At 63.1% G+C, this 16,131-nt stretch carries 12 protein-coding genes; 9 read left to right on the forward strand and 3 right to left on the reverse strand.

All coding sequences use genetic code 11. The annotated features are described in order from the left end of the window. From NCR39_RS14485 to NCR39_RS14525, 9 genes are all read left to right on the forward strand, one after another. Positions 1-384 (forward strand): membrane dipeptidase (locus tag NCR39_RS14485; protein WP_250452798.1); only part of this gene is annotated, 384 nt, incomplete at its 5' end. Between the two features lie 22 nt (positions 385-406). Continuing rightward, a complete protein-coding gene (locus NCR39_RS14490; RefSeq protein ID WP_250452799.1) occupies positions 407-949 on the forward strand; it encodes a DUF5943 domain-containing protein in 543 nt (180 codons plus the stop codon). A 55-nt stretch (positions 950-1,004) separates the two neighbouring features. Continuing rightward, positions 1,005-3,068, forward strand: coding sequence for an NADH:flavin oxidoreductase (locus tag NCR39_RS14495; protein ID WP_250452800.1), 2,064 nt, complete (start codon positions 1,005-1,007; stop codon positions 3,066-3,068). A 15-nt stretch (positions 3,069-3,083) separates the two neighbouring features. Beyond that, complete coding sequence (locus tag NCR39_RS14500; RefSeq protein WP_250452801.1) at positions 3,084-4,997, forward strand: (Fe-S)-binding protein; 1,914 nt, start codon at positions 3,084-3,086, stop codon at positions 4,995-4,997. A 3-nt stretch (positions 4,998-5,000) separates the two neighbouring features. Next, on the forward strand, positions 5,001-6,161 hold the full coding sequence (locus NCR39_RS14505; RefSeq protein ID WP_250452802.1) for an electron transfer flavoprotein subunit alpha/FixB family protein: 1,161 nt from the start codon (positions 5,001-5,003) through the stop codon (positions 6,159-6,161). Beyond that, the gene (locus NCR39_RS14510; protein ID WP_250452803.1) at positions 6,158-6,916 is read left to right on the forward strand and encodes an electron transfer flavoprotein subunit beta/FixA family protein; all 759 of its coding nucleotides are present in this window, start codon (positions 6,158-6,160) and stop codon (positions 6,914-6,916) included. The genes NCR39_RS14505 and NCR39_RS14510 overlap by 4 nt, the downstream gene beginning before the upstream one ends. A gap of 58 nt (positions 6,917-6,974) precedes the next feature. Further along, complete coding sequence (locus tag NCR39_RS14515) at positions 6,975-8,270, forward strand: aromatic ring-hydroxylating oxygenase subunit alpha (protein ID WP_250452804.1); 1,296 nt, start codon at positions 6,975-6,977, stop codon at positions 8,268-8,270. Positions 8,271-8,293: 23 nt separating this feature from the next. Further along, positions 8,294-9,484 carry an FAD-binding oxidoreductase gene (locus NCR39_RS14520; protein ID WP_250452868.1) on the forward strand — a complete coding sequence of 397 codons (1,191 nt, stop codon included), beginning with the start codon at positions 8,294-8,296 and terminating at the stop codon, positions 9,482-9,484. Between the two features lie 110 nt (positions 9,485-9,594). Then, the gene (locus NCR39_RS14525; RefSeq protein ID WP_250452805.1) at positions 9,595-10,449 is read left to right on the forward strand and encodes a glycine betaine ABC transporter substrate-binding protein; all 855 of its coding nucleotides are present in this window, start codon (positions 9,595-9,597) and stop codon (positions 10,447-10,449) included. Between the two features lie 69 nt (positions 10,450-10,518). Here NCR39_RS14525 and purU read toward each other — a convergent pair whose 3' ends face one another. The 3 genes from purU to NCR39_RS14540 form a co-directional block, all read right to left on the reverse strand. Then, entirely contained in the window at positions 10,519-11,394 is an 876-nt protein-coding gene (purU, locus tag NCR39_RS14530) for a formyltetrahydrofolate deformylase (protein WP_250452806.1), read from the reverse strand. 140 nt (positions 11,395-11,534) lie between these two features. Further along, the gene (locus tag NCR39_RS14535) at positions 11,535-12,851 is read right to left on the reverse strand and encodes a glycosyltransferase family protein (RefSeq protein WP_250452807.1); all 1,317 of its coding nucleotides are present in this window, start codon (positions 12,849-12,851) and stop codon (positions 11,535-11,537) included. A 198-nt stretch (positions 12,852-13,049) separates the two neighbouring features. Then, the gene (locus NCR39_RS14540) at positions 13,050-16,118 is read right to left on the reverse strand and encodes an acetoacetate--CoA ligase (protein ID WP_250452808.1); all 3,069 of its coding nucleotides are present in this window, start codon (positions 16,116-16,118) and stop codon (positions 13,050-13,052) included. Between the last annotated feature and the right edge of the window lie 13 nt (positions 16,119-16,131).

The raw sequence follows: 16,131 nt of genomic DNA on the forward strand, positions 1-16,131 counted from the left end.
AGAGAGATTGTCGATGCGAACGGCTTCGTCGGCGTGACGATGTTCGCGCCGTTCCTGAAGAAAGGTCCGGACGCGACTGTCGATGACTATCTCGAGGCAATCGAATATGTGATCGATGTAGTCGGCGAAGACAAGGTCGGCATCGGCACGGACTTCACGCAAGGCTATAGCACTGAATTCTTCGACTGGATCACGCACGACAAGGGCCGTTATCGTCAATTGACGAACTTCGGCAAGGTAGTGAACCCTGAAGGCATTCGCACGATCGGCGAGTTTCCGAATCTCACTGCCGCGATGCAGCGCGCGGGCTGGAGTGAATCGCGCATCAAGAAAGTGATGGGCGAGAACTGGCTGCGCGTATTCGGCGAAGTGTGGAACGTCTGATCATAAGAACGAGGAACCCGCGATGCAACCGCAACTGCCTATCGACGTCGATGCGCAAACCGGCGTCTGGACCACCGACGCGCTGCCGATGCTTTACGTGCCGCGCCATTTCTTCACGAACAATCACGTCGCCGTCGAGGAAGCGCTCGGACGCGAGACGTATGCCGAGATTCTCTATAAGGCCGGCTACAAGTCGGCTTACCACTGGTGCGACAAGGAAGCCGCGAAGCACGGCATCGTCGGCATGGCCGTGTTCGAGCACTACCTGAAGCGTCTTTCGCAGCGTGGCTGGGGTCTCTTCGATATCGTCGAATCCGACCCGCAAAGCGCGATGGCGCGCATCCACTTGCGTCATTCGTCGTTCGTGCTCGCACAGCCCGGTAAGCAGGGCAAGCTCTGCTACATGTTCGCGGGATGGTTCGCAGGCGCGATGGACTGGGTCAACGACACCGCGCCCGATAGCGCGAAGAAAGGCCCGCGCTCGCGTTCCATCGAAACGCAGTGCGCCGCCGAAGGCCACGACCATTGCGTGTTCGAAGTGTCGCCGCTGCACGTCCACGCATAGCACGCATAGCACGCATAGAAAGCATCGAGGCATATTCAATCTTAGGTGGACCGCCATGCGTTACCCGAACCTTTTCAAGCCGCTCACGCTGAACAAGCTGACCTTGCGTAACCGCATCGTCAGCACCGCGCATGCGGAGGTTTATGCCGAACCGGGCGGTCTGCCCGGCGATCGCTATATCCGCTATTACGAGGAAAAAGCGAAGGGCGGCGTGGGGCTGGCCGTGTGCGGCGGATCGAGCCCGGTATCGATCGATAGCCCGCAAGGCTGGTGGAAGTCGGTGAACCTGTCGACGGACAAGATCATCGATCCGCTTTCGCGGCTCGCCGAAGCCATGCATCGTCATGGCGCGAAGATCATGATTCAGGCGACGCACATGGGCCGCCGCTCGGCATGGCATGGCGAGAACTGGCCGCATCTGATGACGCCGTCGGGCGTGCGCGAGCCGGTGCATCGCGGCAACGCGAAGATCATCGAAGTGGAAGAGATTCGCCGCATCATCGAAGACTTCGCGGCGGCTGCGAAGCGCGTGAAGGACGCGGGCATGGACGGCGTCGAGATATCGGCGGCGCACCAGCATCTCATCGATCAGTTCTGGAGTCCGCGCACGAACTTTCGTACCGACGAATGGGGCGGCTCGCTCGAAAACCGCCTGCGCTTCGGCGTGGAAGTTCTGAAGGCCGTGCGCGAAGCGGTCGGCGCGGACTTCTGCGTGGGCTTGCGCATGTGCGGCGACGAGTTCCATGAAGACGGCCTCGATCACGAGCAACTGAAAGAGATCGCGCAAGCGATGGCCGAAACGGGTCTCATCGATTACATCGGCGTGATCGGTTCGGGCGCGGATACGCACAACACGCTTGCCAACTGCATGCCGCCGATGGCGCTGCCGCCCGAGCCGTTCGTGCATCTCGCGGCCGGCATCAAGTCGGTCGTGAAGTTGCCGATCATGCATGCGCAAAGCATTCGCGACGCAGGCCAGGCCGAGCGTCTGCTTGCTAACGGCATGGTCGATCTCGTCGGCATGACGCGCGCGCAGATTGCAGACCCGCATATGGTCATCAAGATTCGCGATGGACGCGAGGACGAGATCAAGCAGTGCGTGGGCGCGAACTACTGCATCGATCGTCAGTACAACGGCCTCGATGTGCTGTGCGTGCAGAACGCGGCGACATCGCGTGAAGCGACCATGCCGCATGTCATCGAAAAGACGCGTGGCCCGAAGCGCAAGGTCGTGGTCGTGGGCGCGGGTCCCGCAGGGCTCGAAGCGGCACGCGTCGCGCGATCGCGCGGGCATGACGTTGTACTGTTCGAAAAGAACGACTACGTCGGCGGGCAAATCATGCTTGCTGCAAAGGCGCCGCAGCGCGAGCAGATGGCGGGCATCGTGCGCTGGTTCGACATGGAAACGAAGCGGCTCGGCGTGGACCGGCGACTCGGCGTCGCTGCCGACGACAAGGCGATCATGGCCGAGAAGCCGGACATCGTCGTGCTCGCGACGGGCGGTTCGTCGTTCACGGATCAGGTGCCTGCGTGGGGCGTGGAGCAGGGTCTTGCCGTGAGTGCGTGGGACATTCTGTCGGGCAAGGTCGAGCCCGGCAAGAACGTGCTCGTCTATGACGGCGTGAGCACGCATGCGGGCGCGGGCGTCGCGGACTTCATCTCGTCGCGCGGCTCGAATGTCGAGATCGTGACGCCCGATGTGAAAGTGGCCGATGACGTCGGCGGCACCACGTTCCCCATCTTCTATCGGCGACTCTATGCGCAAGGCGTCATCCATACGCCGAATTACTGGCTCGACAAGGTGTACGAGGAAGACGGCAAGAAGATCGCCGTGCTGCGCAACGAGTACACGGAAGAGCAGGAAGAGCGCGCGGTGGATCAGGTGGTGATCGAGAACGGCTCCGCGCCGAACGACGCGCTCTACTGGAAGCTCAAGCCGGAGTCGCTCAATCGCGGGCAAGTGGATGTGCAGAAGCTCTTCGCATCGGAAGCGCAACCGTGTCTTTCGGAAGAGCTTGGCAACGGACGATTCCTCCTGTTCCGCGTCGGCGATTGCATTTCGATGCACAACATCCATGGCGCGATCTACGACGCGCTGCGTCTCTGCAAGGACTTTTGACGAGGGCATTGCGCGATGAACCCCGTGTTTGTCATCACCGTCTTGCTGTGGGCTTCGGTAGCGGGCCTCGCCTTCGCGATCATGAAGCGCGCGGCTTACTGGCGCGAAGGACGCGCCACCGTCGCGGGCGCTTATGGATGGGCCAATCTTTTCACCATCCCCAAGCGCTATTTCGTGGATCTGCATCATGTCGTGGCGCGCGATCCGTATATCGCAAGAACGCACGTCGCGACGGCGGGCGGTGCGATCCTCGCGATGGCGCTCGTGTTTCTCAACTACGGCCTCGCGATCTATTCGCCGTGGCTCGACAAGCTGATCTTCGTCGCGGCGCTGATCATGCTGGCCGGCGCGTTCTTCGTCTACCGGCGCAGGCATGGTGCGAAGGAAGTGCCCGCGCGTCTGTCGCGCGGACCGTGGGACAGCCTGCCGCTGTTGCTCGGCGCGTTCGCGCTGGGACTCGCGTTGTTCATGCTGCTGCCTGCATCGTGGATGTCGGGTGCGCTCGCGATCATCGTCGCATTGCTGATCGGCGCGGGCGCTTACACGATGACCTTCGGCGCGGCACGCGGCGGCCCGATGAAGCACGCGATGGCGGGTCTCCTGCATCTCGCGTTTCATCCGCGACAGGAACGCTTCAAGGCGAAGCACGAGGAAGACGTGGTGCCGCCTACTGCATTGAAGAAGCCCGTGCTCGATGCGAAGGAATACGGCGTCGGCAAGCCCGTCGAGTTTCGCTGGAATCAGTTGTTGAGCTTCGATGCCTGCGTGCAATGCGGCAAGTGCGAAGCCGCGTGTCCCGCGTTCGCATCGGGTCAGCCGTTGAATCCGAAGAAGCTGATTCAGGATCTCGTGACCGGCATGGTCGGCGGAACGGATGCGGCTTATGCGGGCAGTCCCACGCCGGGCATTCCCGTCGGCAAGCATGCGGGCGCGCCGGGCAAGCCGCTCATTTCCAGCATGATCGAAGCCGATACCATCTGGTCCTGCACCACGTGCCGCGCTTGCGTGCAGGAGTGCCCGATGTTGATCGAGCATGTGGATGCCATCGTCGATATGCGCCGCAACCAGACGCTCGTGGAAGGCGACGTGCCGGGCAAAGGTCCGATCACGCTTGCGAATCTGCGTGAGACGGGCAGCGCGAACGGCTATGACATCGGCGCGCGTTACGACTGGTCCGTGGACTTGCAGGTGCAGGTCGCACAACCGGGACGTGCTGTCGATGTCTTGCTGATAGCAGGCGAAGGCGCGTTCGACATGCGCTATCAACGCACGCTGCGTGCGTTCGCGAAGGTGCTGAACAAGGCGGGCGTCGACTACGCGGTGCTCGGCGGCGTGGAAACCGATACGGGCGACACGGCCCGCCGCTTAGGCGATGAAGCCACGTTCCAGCAATGCGCATCGAAGCTGATGGATACGCTTTCGCGCTACACGTTCAGGCGCATCGTCACGACGGACCCGCACGTGCTGCATAGCCTGCGCAATGAATATCGCGCGCTCGGCGGCTTCTACGAAGTGCAGCATCACACCGCGTTCATGGCCGAACTCGTCGCGGGCGGCAAGCTCACGCCCAAGGCAGCGGCGGTGCTCGCGGACAAGAAAATCACGTATCACGATCCCTGCTATCTCGGCCGCTATAACGGCGAAACCGAAGCGCCGCGCAAGCTCCTGAGGACCATCGGCATCAAGGTCGTCGAGATGGAACGTCATGGCATGCGCGCGCGTTGTTGCGGCGGTGGCGGCGGTGCGCCGTTGACCGATATCCCCGGCAAGCAGCGCATTCCCGATATCCGCATTGCGGATGCGAAGTCGGTGGGCGCGGACGTGGTCGCAGTCGGTTGCCCGCAATGCACCGCGATGCTCGAAGGCGTGGTCGGTCCTCGCCCCGAAGTGCTCGACGTGGCGGAGCTGGTCGCCGCAGCGCTGGAGTAACGCATGAACACGATCAAACGAATCGATCCGCGCAGGCCTTTCATCGTCACGGCAGAAGGGCTCAAGCGCATCACGCTCGGTGAAATCGGCAACGGCGGTGACGTTCAGGCGTTCGCGCATGGCGGCCACAAGAGCGACGTGAAGCCGCGTCGCACGACGAAGCCCGCGCGCCGCTCGATGCTAGTCGCGGCGCATACGGATCGCGGCGCGCTCGACGATCACGCGCGTCAGGCGCTCGCGGCCGCCGCGTTGCTCGCGGATGACGAGACAGAAGTGGTGCTGATCGCGTTCGGCGCGTTCAGCGACGATGCGGCATCGCTCGGTGCGGATCGCTATATCGCACTCGATGCGTTCGATCGCCGCCGCTATGCGCCCGATGAAGAACTGCGCGCACTCGCGGCATGCGTGGCGGCATTCGCGCCCATGCATGTCTTCATGCCCGACAACGCAACGGGCGATGGCGATCTCGGCCGCCGTTACGCCGCGCAAGCGGACGCGAGCATCGCGACTAATGTCGTCGAGATCGATACATCGCATGTCGCATCGTATGCGCACGCGGGCCGCGCGTTTGCCACGCGCGCATTGGCCGATGTCATGCTGCTCGCGCCGAATGCCGTCGATGCAAAGCTGCCGTTTATCGGCGCAGGCGAGCGCGTGGCGAGCGAAGGCATCGTGCCTGCATCGAGTGAAAGCGCGTATGTCGATCTCGGCATCGAAGAGATGGACGCGGCGCAAGTGGCGCTGGAAGAAGCCGACTTCATTATTTCCGCAGGCAACGGCGTGTCCGACATCCCCGCGTTCGAAGCGCTTGCGAGCACGCTGGGCGCGGCGATCGGCGCGAGCCGCGTGGCCGTCGACGACGGCAAGTTCACGCGCGACAAGCAGATCGGCGCAACGGGCAAGACCGTGGAAGCGAGCGTCTATATCGCGTTCGGCATCTCGGGCGCGGTGCAGCACTTGCAGGGCATCAAGGATTGCCGGCATGTGATCGCCGTGAATCTCGATGCAAGCGCGCCCATCGCGAAGCGCGCGAATCTCACCATCGTCGCGGATACGCAAGAGACCATCAAGGCGCTCACCGATGCCGCCGCCGCTGCGCGAGCCGCGCGTGCGAGCGGTGCGTCGATCGTCGAAACATCGCTTGCGGAAGGAGCGTTCGCATGAAGATTGCCGTACTCGTTTCCGTGGGACGTCATCCGGTGAGCGGCACGGCGCGCTATAGCCGCAACGATGCAGCGGCGCTCGCCATCGCGCTGGATATCGCGAAGGCGCAGCACGTGCAACTCGATGTGCTGCATGCAGGCGATCCCGCGAATCCCGCGCTCGCCGAATATCTCGCGCTTGGCGCGCCGCGCGTGGAAGTGCTCAATACATCGGGCGATGCTTGCGCCGCGCTCGCACAACGTCTCGCGGGCTACGACCTCGTTCTGACCGGCACGCGTGCCGAAGGCGCATTCGATAGCGGCACGCTGCCTTACAAGCTCGCGCATGCGTTGAACGTGGCGCTCGTCGGCTCGGCCGTGGATGTGAACGTGACGAGCGAAGGCGTGGAAGTGCGCCAGTTCATGCCGAAGGGTTTGCGCCGGCGCGTGCGTGCGCCGTTGCCCGCGCTCGTCGCCGTGCATCCGCTCGCGAATGCCGCGCCGCGCTATGCGTACGCGCGCATGAAGGAAGGCCGCGTGGCGCCTGTCGCGGCCACCGCGCCGGTCGGCAAGGAACAGGGCGCATGGACGCTCGGCGCCGTCACCGCGAGACCCAGGCGCCTGGCCGCGCCCGAGAAGCGTTCGGGCCACTCGCGCATGCTGTCCGCGACGACGACGGAAAGCCGTGGCGGCAGCGTCGTAATTGAAGGGAGTTCCGTCGAAAAAGCACAAGTGATTCTGGCGTATTTGCGCGAGCATCAACTCGTCGATTACTGATTTCGACGGACAAGCAGGCGAGCAGACACACGGGCCAAAAGCGATGCAGGAGCACACGATGAAAGTTTCGGCAGCCGTTCGCGCAATGATCGAACGCCGCAAGAAGGGCTATACGCTCGAAGCGCCGTTCTACACGAGCGAAGAGATTCACGCGCTCGATATGAAGGCCATCTTCGGGCAGCACTGGATTCAGGTTGCAGTCGAGCCGGACGTGCCCGAGCCCGGCGATTACACCACGGTCGAGATCGGCAACGACTCGATCCTGATCGTGCGCGACGACGACATGCAGGTTCGCGCGTTTTATAACGTCTGCCGTCATCGCGGCGCGCGCCTGTGCAATGAAGAGAAGGGTTCGCTCGGCAATATCGTGTGTCCGTATCACAGCTGGACGTATAGCCTGAACGGCGACCTCATGTTCGCCGAGCACATGGGCGATCAGTTCGACCGCTGCAAGCACAGCCTGAAGAAAGTGCATGTGCAGAATCTCGCGGGCCTCATCTTCATCTGTCTCGCCGACGAACCGCCCGCCGATTTCTCCGTCATGCGCGAAGCAATGGAGCCTTATCTGCTGCCGCACGGCCTCAACGATTGCAAGATCGCGGCGAGCATCGACATTGTCGAGGAAGGCAACTGGAAGCTCACGATGGAGAACAATCGCGAGTGCTATCACTGCGTCGCGAATCATCCTGAGCTGACCATTTCGCTCTATGAATACGGCTTCGGCTATCAACGCTCGCCCGCCAACGAAGAAGGCATGGCCGCGTTCGAACGCACCGTGATCGAGCGCTCGAAGCAATGGGAAGCGATGAATCTGCCGTCCGCTGAAATCGAACGCCTGTCCGATCTCGTCACCGGCTTTCGCACGCAACGGCTGCCGCTCGATCGCGACGGCGAATCGCAGACGCTGGATGCGAAGGTCGCATCGAAGAAGCTGTTGGGCGGCTTCGAACGCGCGGACTTGGGCGGCTTGTCGTTCTGGACGCAGCCGAATTCGTGGCATCACTTCATGAGCGATCACATCGTCACGTTCAGCGTGATTCCGCTTTCCGCGGGCAAGACGCTCGTTCGCACGAAATGGCTCGTGCATAAGGACGCGCAAGAAGGCGTGGATTACGACGTCGACAATCTCACGGCCGTGTGGCGCGCGACGAACGATCAGGACCGCACGCTCGTCGAATATTCGCAACTCGGCGCATCCAGCAGCGCATACGAGCCGGGCCCGTATTCGCCCTATACGGAAGGCCTCGTCGAGAAGTTCTGCGAGTGGTACATCGCGCGTCTTCACGACTATGCGGACGCACCCGACGAGAAGCTCGCATCGCATGGCGAGAAAGTCGTTTCCTTCATGCGCTAAGCGCGTTAGAGAGGCACAACATGATGCGCGATCAGGCGACGTTCGAGCCGACAGCCAGCCGCGTGACCCAGCCGAAGTTCTGGGGCGCGCTGCCCGCGCGCTGGAACAGCGATACCGACGACACGCTCGTCTGCTGTCATGTGCGGCAGGAAACGCATGACGTGAAGAGCTTTTTGTTCAGAGCGCCCGATGAACGCGCGTTCGTTTTCGAGCCGGGACAGTTCATCACGCTGGAGCTGGATATCGACGGCGAGCCGATCAATCGCTGCTACACGATCTCGTCCGCGCCCACGCGCCCGCATACCATTTCCATCACCGTGAAGCGCGTGCCGGGCGGGAAGGTGTCGAACTGGCTGCATGACAACGTGGCGGCGGGATCGCGTGTGCGCGTGCTCGGTCCATCGGGCGAGTTCACGTGCGCGCGGCATCCGGCGCGCAAGTATCTGTTCCTCTCGGCGGGATCGGGCATTACGCCGCTCATGTCGATGAGCCGCGCGCATCACGAACTCGGCGACGATGCGGACATCGTCTTTCTGCACAGCGCACGCACGCCGGACGACATCATCTTCGCGCGCGAGCTGGATCTCATTGCGTCGAATCATGCGAACTTCCGGACCGCGTTCGTGTGCGAGCGAGTGGGCGCGCGCACGAATTGGCCTGGAATCACGGGGTTTTTGAGCTTGCCGCTGTTGAAACTCATTGCACCGGACTATCTCGACCGCGAGATTTTCACGTGCGGTCCCGCGCCTTATATGAAGGCCGTGCGCGATCTGCTCGATGAAGGCGGCTTTGATCGCAAGCACTATCACGAAGAGAGTTTCTCGTTCGAAACGATTGCGGACGTGGCGTCGCAACTCACTACCGCGCATGTCGCCGATGCGCTCGCCACCGATAGCGAACTCGTCGAAGGCAACGGCTTTGCGCCCGCGCCGATCGACACGGCAATCGACACGACGTACAAGGTCACGTTCGCCAAGAGCCGGCGCGAGATCGAATGCGGCAGCGGCGAACACGTGCTGGACGCGGCGAAGAGAGCGGGCGTGCGCTTGCCGTCGTCGTGCACGCAAGGCATGTGCGGTACGTGCAAGGTGAAGCTCGTATCGGGCGAAGTGGCGATGAAGCACGCGGGCGGCATTCGTCAGCGTGAAATCGATCAGGGCATGGTGCTGCTGTGTTGCAGCAAGCCGTTGAGCGATCTCGTCGTCGAAAAGTAAGTGGAAGAGCGCGTCGTTTCTTGACAACTGGATGTCGCAAAAGCGCGTTACGGGGCAATTCTGGCTGGCGATTCTGACTGCACGGCGTGGGGCCGCAAAGGGGAAACCATATGAAAGCGATGAGAAGACTGTTCGTGCTGGGCGCGATGAGTGCGGCCCTGGCTGCGAGCATGGGGGCAGGCGCCGATACGAAGCCGACCATCAAGATCGGCTACGTGGAAGGCTGGGACGATAGCGTGGCGACGTCGAACGTGGCGGCGCGCGTCATCGAAAAGCGGCTGGGTTATCAGGTGCAGCTCGTGCCCGTCGCAGCGGGCGTGATGTGGCAAGGCGTGGCGCGCGGCGATCTCGACGCGACGCTCTCCGCATGGCTGCCGGTGACGCACGGCGCTTACTGGAACAACTTCAAGTCGAAGGTCGTGAATCTCGGGCCGAATTTCAACGACGCGAAGATCGGCTTGATCGTGCCGGATAACGTCGATGTATCGAGCCTCGCCGATCTCGAAGCGAAGAAGGCGGAATTCGATTCGCGCATCGTCGGTATCGATGCAGGCGCGGGCGTCATGCAAAAGACGAGCGAAGCGATCAAGGCGTACAACCTCGACTACAAGCTGCTGCCGAGTTCGGGCAGCGCGATGACGGCGGAACTGGCGCGATCGGAAGCGGCCAACAAGCCGATCATCGTGACGGGCTGGAAGCCGCACTGGATGTTCGCGAAGTACAAGCTGAAGTTTCTCGACGATCCGAAGAAGGTGTTCGGGGAAGCGGAGCATGTCGATAACGTCGTGAATCCGGAACTGGAAAAGAAGGCGCCGCCGGTGGTCGCGTTCCTTAAGAAATTCCAGTGGAAGCCGGGTGAGATCGATAGCGTGATGCTCGCCACGCAGAATGGCGAGAAGCCGGCAGCCGCAGCCGATGCGTGGATCAGCGCGCATGGGGACCGGGTGGATAGCTGGGTGAAGTAACTCGGTTCTAAAGGCACTGAAAAGCGCCGCTTCCGAGCGGCGCTATTTTTTTATGCGGCTTTTAAGGGCTCACCGTAGCACCACCGTCCTTTCCCCATTGATAAACACACGCCGCTCGACAAACGCCTTCACCGCGCGCGCGAGCGTGATGCATTCGACATCGCGTCCCGTCGCCAGCAAGCGATCCGGGCTATACGAATGATCGACGCGTTCCACTTCCTGTTCGATGATCGGACCTTCATCGAGGTCATCGGTCACGAAATGCGCCGTCGCACCGATGAGTTTCACGCCGCGCGTATGCGCCTGATGATACGGCTTCGCGCCCTTGAAGCCCGGCAGAAACGAGTGATGAATATTGATCGCGCGGCCCGCCAGCTTGCGGCTCGTCTCGCCGGAAAGAATCTGCATGTAGCGCGCGAGAATCATCAGTTCCGCGCCGGACGTGTCGAACAGATCGAGCAGACGCGCTTCCTGCTGCGGCTTGGTATCGGCGGCAATGGGCAGATGATGAAAGCGCAAGCCATGCTGCTGCGCGAGCGGCGCAAGGTCCATGTGATTCGATGCGATACCGACGATATCCATCTTCAGCTCGCCCATGCGCCAGCGGAACAGCAGGTCGGCGAGACAGTGCTCCAGCTTCGACACCATGATGAGCACCTTCGGACGCACGGCGAGATCGTGTATTGCCCACGTCATGGAGAAGCGTTCGGCGATGGGTCCGAACTCGCGTTGCAGCATGGCGGGATCGAGCGTTTCATCGCGCCTCGCTGCATGGAAAACGCAGCGCACGAAGAAGCGTTCGCTGAGATCGTCGTCGAATACGGTGAGTTCGTCGATATAGCCATGATGCCGCTCCAGAAAGCCGACGATGGCGGCCACCTGTCCCGCCGCGCTCGGGCACGCGACGGTAAGCACCAGTTGATTGAGGCGTGATTCGGCTGACATGCGCGGCTCCATTGCAGATGATCGTCGCCGCAGATCGGCGAGCGTGCCGCTAGTAGAGCAAACGCGCCGGGCGCGGGGATAGAAGAGATGCGCCGTCGCGATGGAACGGAAGCGCCAGCGCGTTTCCGTTCCTTGAAGGTTTAGCCGAGTTGCAGGCTCACGCGTTCTTGCGCGGCCATCATCAGGGCGCGCATGGGCGTCCAGATCGCGACGAAGTGAACCATCAGGCTGGATGCCTGCTGGAAATACCACGGCGTATTGATGCTCACGCAATCGAGCCCATTGTCGAGCGTCCAGCCGAGCCGCTCGCGCAGCAGATTCGCGATGATCGTCTGATCGCCGCCGTTCGCATACGTGCTGGATTTGTCGGGCGCGGCGCTCACGTGCGCGTAGATCTCCTCGACGAACGCCGTGTTGTGCTCCGTGCGCCTGAAGCCCAGCACGCCCGCGTTGATGACCCACGGACCGATATCGTGCGCGGCGAGGATGTCGCGATTCGCCAGCAGCGGCTCAAGCGGCTCGCGCTGATTCACGAAGAGAATGTCCGCATCGATCCACACGATCCAGTCGTGATTCGGCAGATGCCTGCGCAGGAACCACGGCTTGAGCCACGTGCCGGTGGCGCCCGGATCGGCGTCGGCGGGGGTATCGCGATAAACGTAAAGCGTGTAGCCGTGACGCTCGCAATAGCGCCGCATGTTGCGCTCGGCGATCGCGCCATACGCGCGCACGTTCGCCGTGTAATACGTGACGAGCGCAATCGCGCGGCCGGGGTTGTAGACGCTGAACGGCTCGTCGGGCACGCGCGGGAAGCCGGAGAGATCGAGCAAGCGCGTGCCGTCGTGCTGGCATTCGTTGACGTGCGCGGCGAGCGCGTTGCGGAACGCCGGATGAATGAAGCCGTAGATTTCCTCTTCGGCCATCACGATGGTCCACAGCTTCGGGTTCGTCGCCCAGCCGGGATTGAAGCGCGGATTGCAGAACGTCGTGCAGACGATCCCGCCGCGCTCGCCGTTCGGTTCGATATAGTCGAGCGGCGACAGCATCGCGATTTCGTCGTCCGTCGCGCCGCAAATCTTGCATTGCCCGATGCAGTGAACGATGAAGTCGCGGATCGCCTGCGTATTGCGCCAGACCTGCACGGCGGTCTGTTCGCGGCCCGTGGTGCCGTCGAGTGCGGGCAGCAGATGTTGACGGCCTTCGGTCATCGGCTCGACGGGATGCAGGTTGAGCACCAGACAGTCTTCGCTGAAACAGACGAGCAGCGCCATCTCGGGCATCCGCCGCAAGTGATGCAGCACGGTTTCGTATTTCAGCAGCACGCGTTGGGCTCGGGTGCCGAGGGCGGCGAGCGAGACGGCTTCGTGCTCGTAGCCCATTTGCGAGCAATAGTGCTTGTGATTGGCGAGGACTTCGGGGGCGTCGACTTGAAGAAAGCTCAGGCAGCGGGTGGTCATATCTCGAAACGGATCAATGCGGACGGTACGTCGATGCAGCTTTTTTACAGATCCGCAAGTATCCGCACTCCCGCCGCGCGGCGGAATCGGGCATATCTGAATTCGAACGAATTCTATGGACGATGAGCACCGCGAGGGCAAGACGCGAAGCGGGCGCGCAATCGGGCCGTTCCGCCGATTGCGCGCCTTGCAGCAGCGTCAGATGGTCGACAACACCTGCGTCAGCGCGAGCGCGACCGTCGCGAGTTGCGGCTCCACGACGAGATCGGTGTGCCTGCCTTCCACCTGCATGATGCGCAGGCCGTGCTTCGCGACGCGCCGCCAGACCGGCAGCGGATCGCCGCGATCGTCCTGCTGGATCGACGCGCGCACATAGACGATCGGCCCGCCGAGATAGAGACGCGGCTTGTAGGTCGTCATCGCGACGCGCATGGATTCGCGCACGAGCATCAGCGGCTTCGGGAGGCCGCGCGCTTCGGGACCGGGACGCTGCGCCGTCTGGCCGAAGCGCATGCGCACGCGATCGGTCATCGCCAGCGCCTTGCCGCGCACGTAATCGACCCGCTCGCGCCCGCTGAGCGCCCGGAACTCGCGCAGGCGGTACACGAACATGCTGGCCTGATAGCGCGTCCACGCGGTGAGCGGCAGGCAGCGCTCGTGCACGTAGGTGTCGAGCAGGCAGAGCATTTCGATCTTCTCGCCCGCTTTCACGAGTTGCTGCGCGATTTCGAATGCCACCAGCCCGCCGAACGAATAGCCGACGAGCGCATACGGCCCGCTCGGCTGCACGCCGCGCATGCGCAGCACGTACGCGCGCGCCATGTCCTCGACGCTGCGCTGCGGCACTTCGTCGCCGTCGAGACCTTGCGCCTGCAGCCCGTACACCGGGCGCTCGCTTTGCAGCGTGCCTGCGAGCGTGAGGCATTCCATCACCGAGCCGGTAATGCTGTGCACCATGAAGAGCGGCCGTCCGCGGCCCGCGCGCATCTGCACGAGCGACGAACTTTCCGCGCTCATGCTCGGATCGGCGGCGATGACGGCCGCGAGCCGCGCGATGGTCGGCGCGACGATCAGCGTCGCAATCGGCAGCGTGCGATTCGTCGTGCGCCTGATGTCGGCCAGCATGCGCGCGGCGAGCAGCGAATGCCCGCCAAGCTCGAAGAAGTTGTCGTCGCGGCCGATCGGCGAGAAGCTGAAATATTGTTCCCAGAGCGCGCGCAGATACGCCTCGATGCTGTCCGCCGATTCGCCCGGCGCGGGCAGTTCGGTCGGCGCGCGCGCGAGCAGCGGATGTTCGCGGATGCCATCGAGACAGTCGGGATTCGCCAGCGACGATACGTTGCGCGCGGGCAGACCGTTGACGGCATCGCGGGCAGCGGCCTCCGACGGCTTGCCGTTGTGCGTGAGCGGCAGCCCCGTCACCTGCACGATGACATCGGGCACGAGCGCCGCCGATCCGTTGCGCGTCAACTCGCGCCGGATGCGGATGGCGAGCGTCGCGTTCAGTTGCGCGCCGTCGCGCAGCACGAGCAGCAGCACGATACGCTGGCCGCCATCGCCCGCGCGCGGTCCGGTTTGCGGCACGGCCATCGCCTGACGGATCTCGGGGATTTCGCTCAGGATGCGATAAATCTCGCCCGGACTCACGTTGATGCCGCGCACGTTGAGCACGCCGTCGCTGCGGCCATGCAGGCGCGCGCCGCCGTCCGGCGAGAACTCGATGACATCGCCATGCGTCCAGACGCCCGCGTTCTCCGCGAAATACGCCTTGTGAAAGCGCGAGCCGTCGTCGTCGCCGAAGAAACCGAGCGGGCGCGACGGAAACGGATTCGTGCAGACCAGTTCGCCGGGCATGTTCGTCGGCGCGCCGTGATCGAACGCCTGCACGTCGAGCCCGAGCGTCTTGCATTGCGCCTCGCCCGCATGAACGGGCAGGTTCGGATTGCCGAGCACGAAGCAGCCGATGATGTCCGTGCCGCCCGAAATGGACTGCAACTGCAGCGGCTTCACGTGCCGATTCACCCACTGGAATTGCGTGTCGAAGAGCACGGCGCCGGTGGACATCATCGCGCGCAGGGCGGACAGGTCGTAGAGCACGCCGGGCTGGAGGCCGGCGTCCTCGTTCATCTTCAAATACGCGGGGCTCGTGCCGAACACCGTCACGCGCTCGTTCGCGACGATGCGCCACAACGTGTCCACCGCCGCCACGGGGCCGTCGTACGTGACGATCTGCACGCCCGACGCGAGCGCGGACAACTGCCAGTTCCACATCATCCACGAGCAGCTCGTGAAGAAGAAGAGCTTGTCGTCGGGGCTGAAATCGCTATGCAGCCGATGTTCCTTCACGTGCTCGATGAGCGTCCCGCCCGCGCCGTGCACGATGCACTTGGGCTTGCCCGTCGTGCCCGACGAAAACATGATGAAGAGCGGATGGTTGAACGGAAAGCGACGCCACGTGAAGCGCGCCGGGTCGCCGAGCGCGATCAGTTCGCGCACCTCGTGCTGGCGCGTCGTGACCGTGCTCGGCAGCGGCGTTTCGTCGAGACAGACGATGTCCGTGAGCGTCGGCAGCGCGGCGGCCACCGCGGCCACGTGCGCACTGAGCGCGCCGGCGGTATCGAACGAACGCTGCATGGTGTGCGCGAACAGCATGCGCGGGGCGAGCGGCGCGAAGCGGTCGAGGATGGCCTGCACGCCGTTCTCGGGCGCGGCGGTGGACAGCGTCGCGCCGAGCGCGGTGACGGCGAGCGCGGTGGTGACCGCTTCGGCGTCGTTGCGCATGATCGCGACGACGCGGTCGCCGGGCTTCAGCCCGAGTTCGCGCAACGACTGCGCGAGCCGGATCACGCGCTCGCGCAATTCGCCGCGCGTATAGGAGACGCGGCCGCCATCGGCGTAACAGGCGACGAGCGCGGCTGCGTCATCGGGTGCAATGCGCGGCGCGAGCAGATTCTCGGCGTAATTCAGTTCGACGTTGGGAAAAAAGCGCGCGGTTTCGATTTCATCGCCGACGCATACGGGTTCGGCCATACCGGACCATTCGAGTCCTTCAGCCGATTCCAGAAAACATTGCCAGAAGAGCCGGTATTTCCGGGCGGAATAATCGTGAAAAGCGGAATAATCGGCGAAGCGCTCGCCTGTCAGCTTCCCGAAGCTGTCGATAAAGCGGGTCATGCGTGAACGCGATATGCGCTCAGGCGTCGGCTCGTAAAGGGACTGGCGCAAATAGAACTGCGCACTCTCTCGAATGGCGTTTTGACGTTCCATCTCTCGAAGCACC

The sequence above is a fragment of the Caballeronia sp. ATUFL_M2_KS44 genome (assembly GCF_023630965.1).
In the GTDB taxonomy this organism is placed as follows: Bacteria; Pseudomonadota; Gammaproteobacteria; order Burkholderiales; family Burkholderiaceae; genus Caballeronia; species Caballeronia concitans.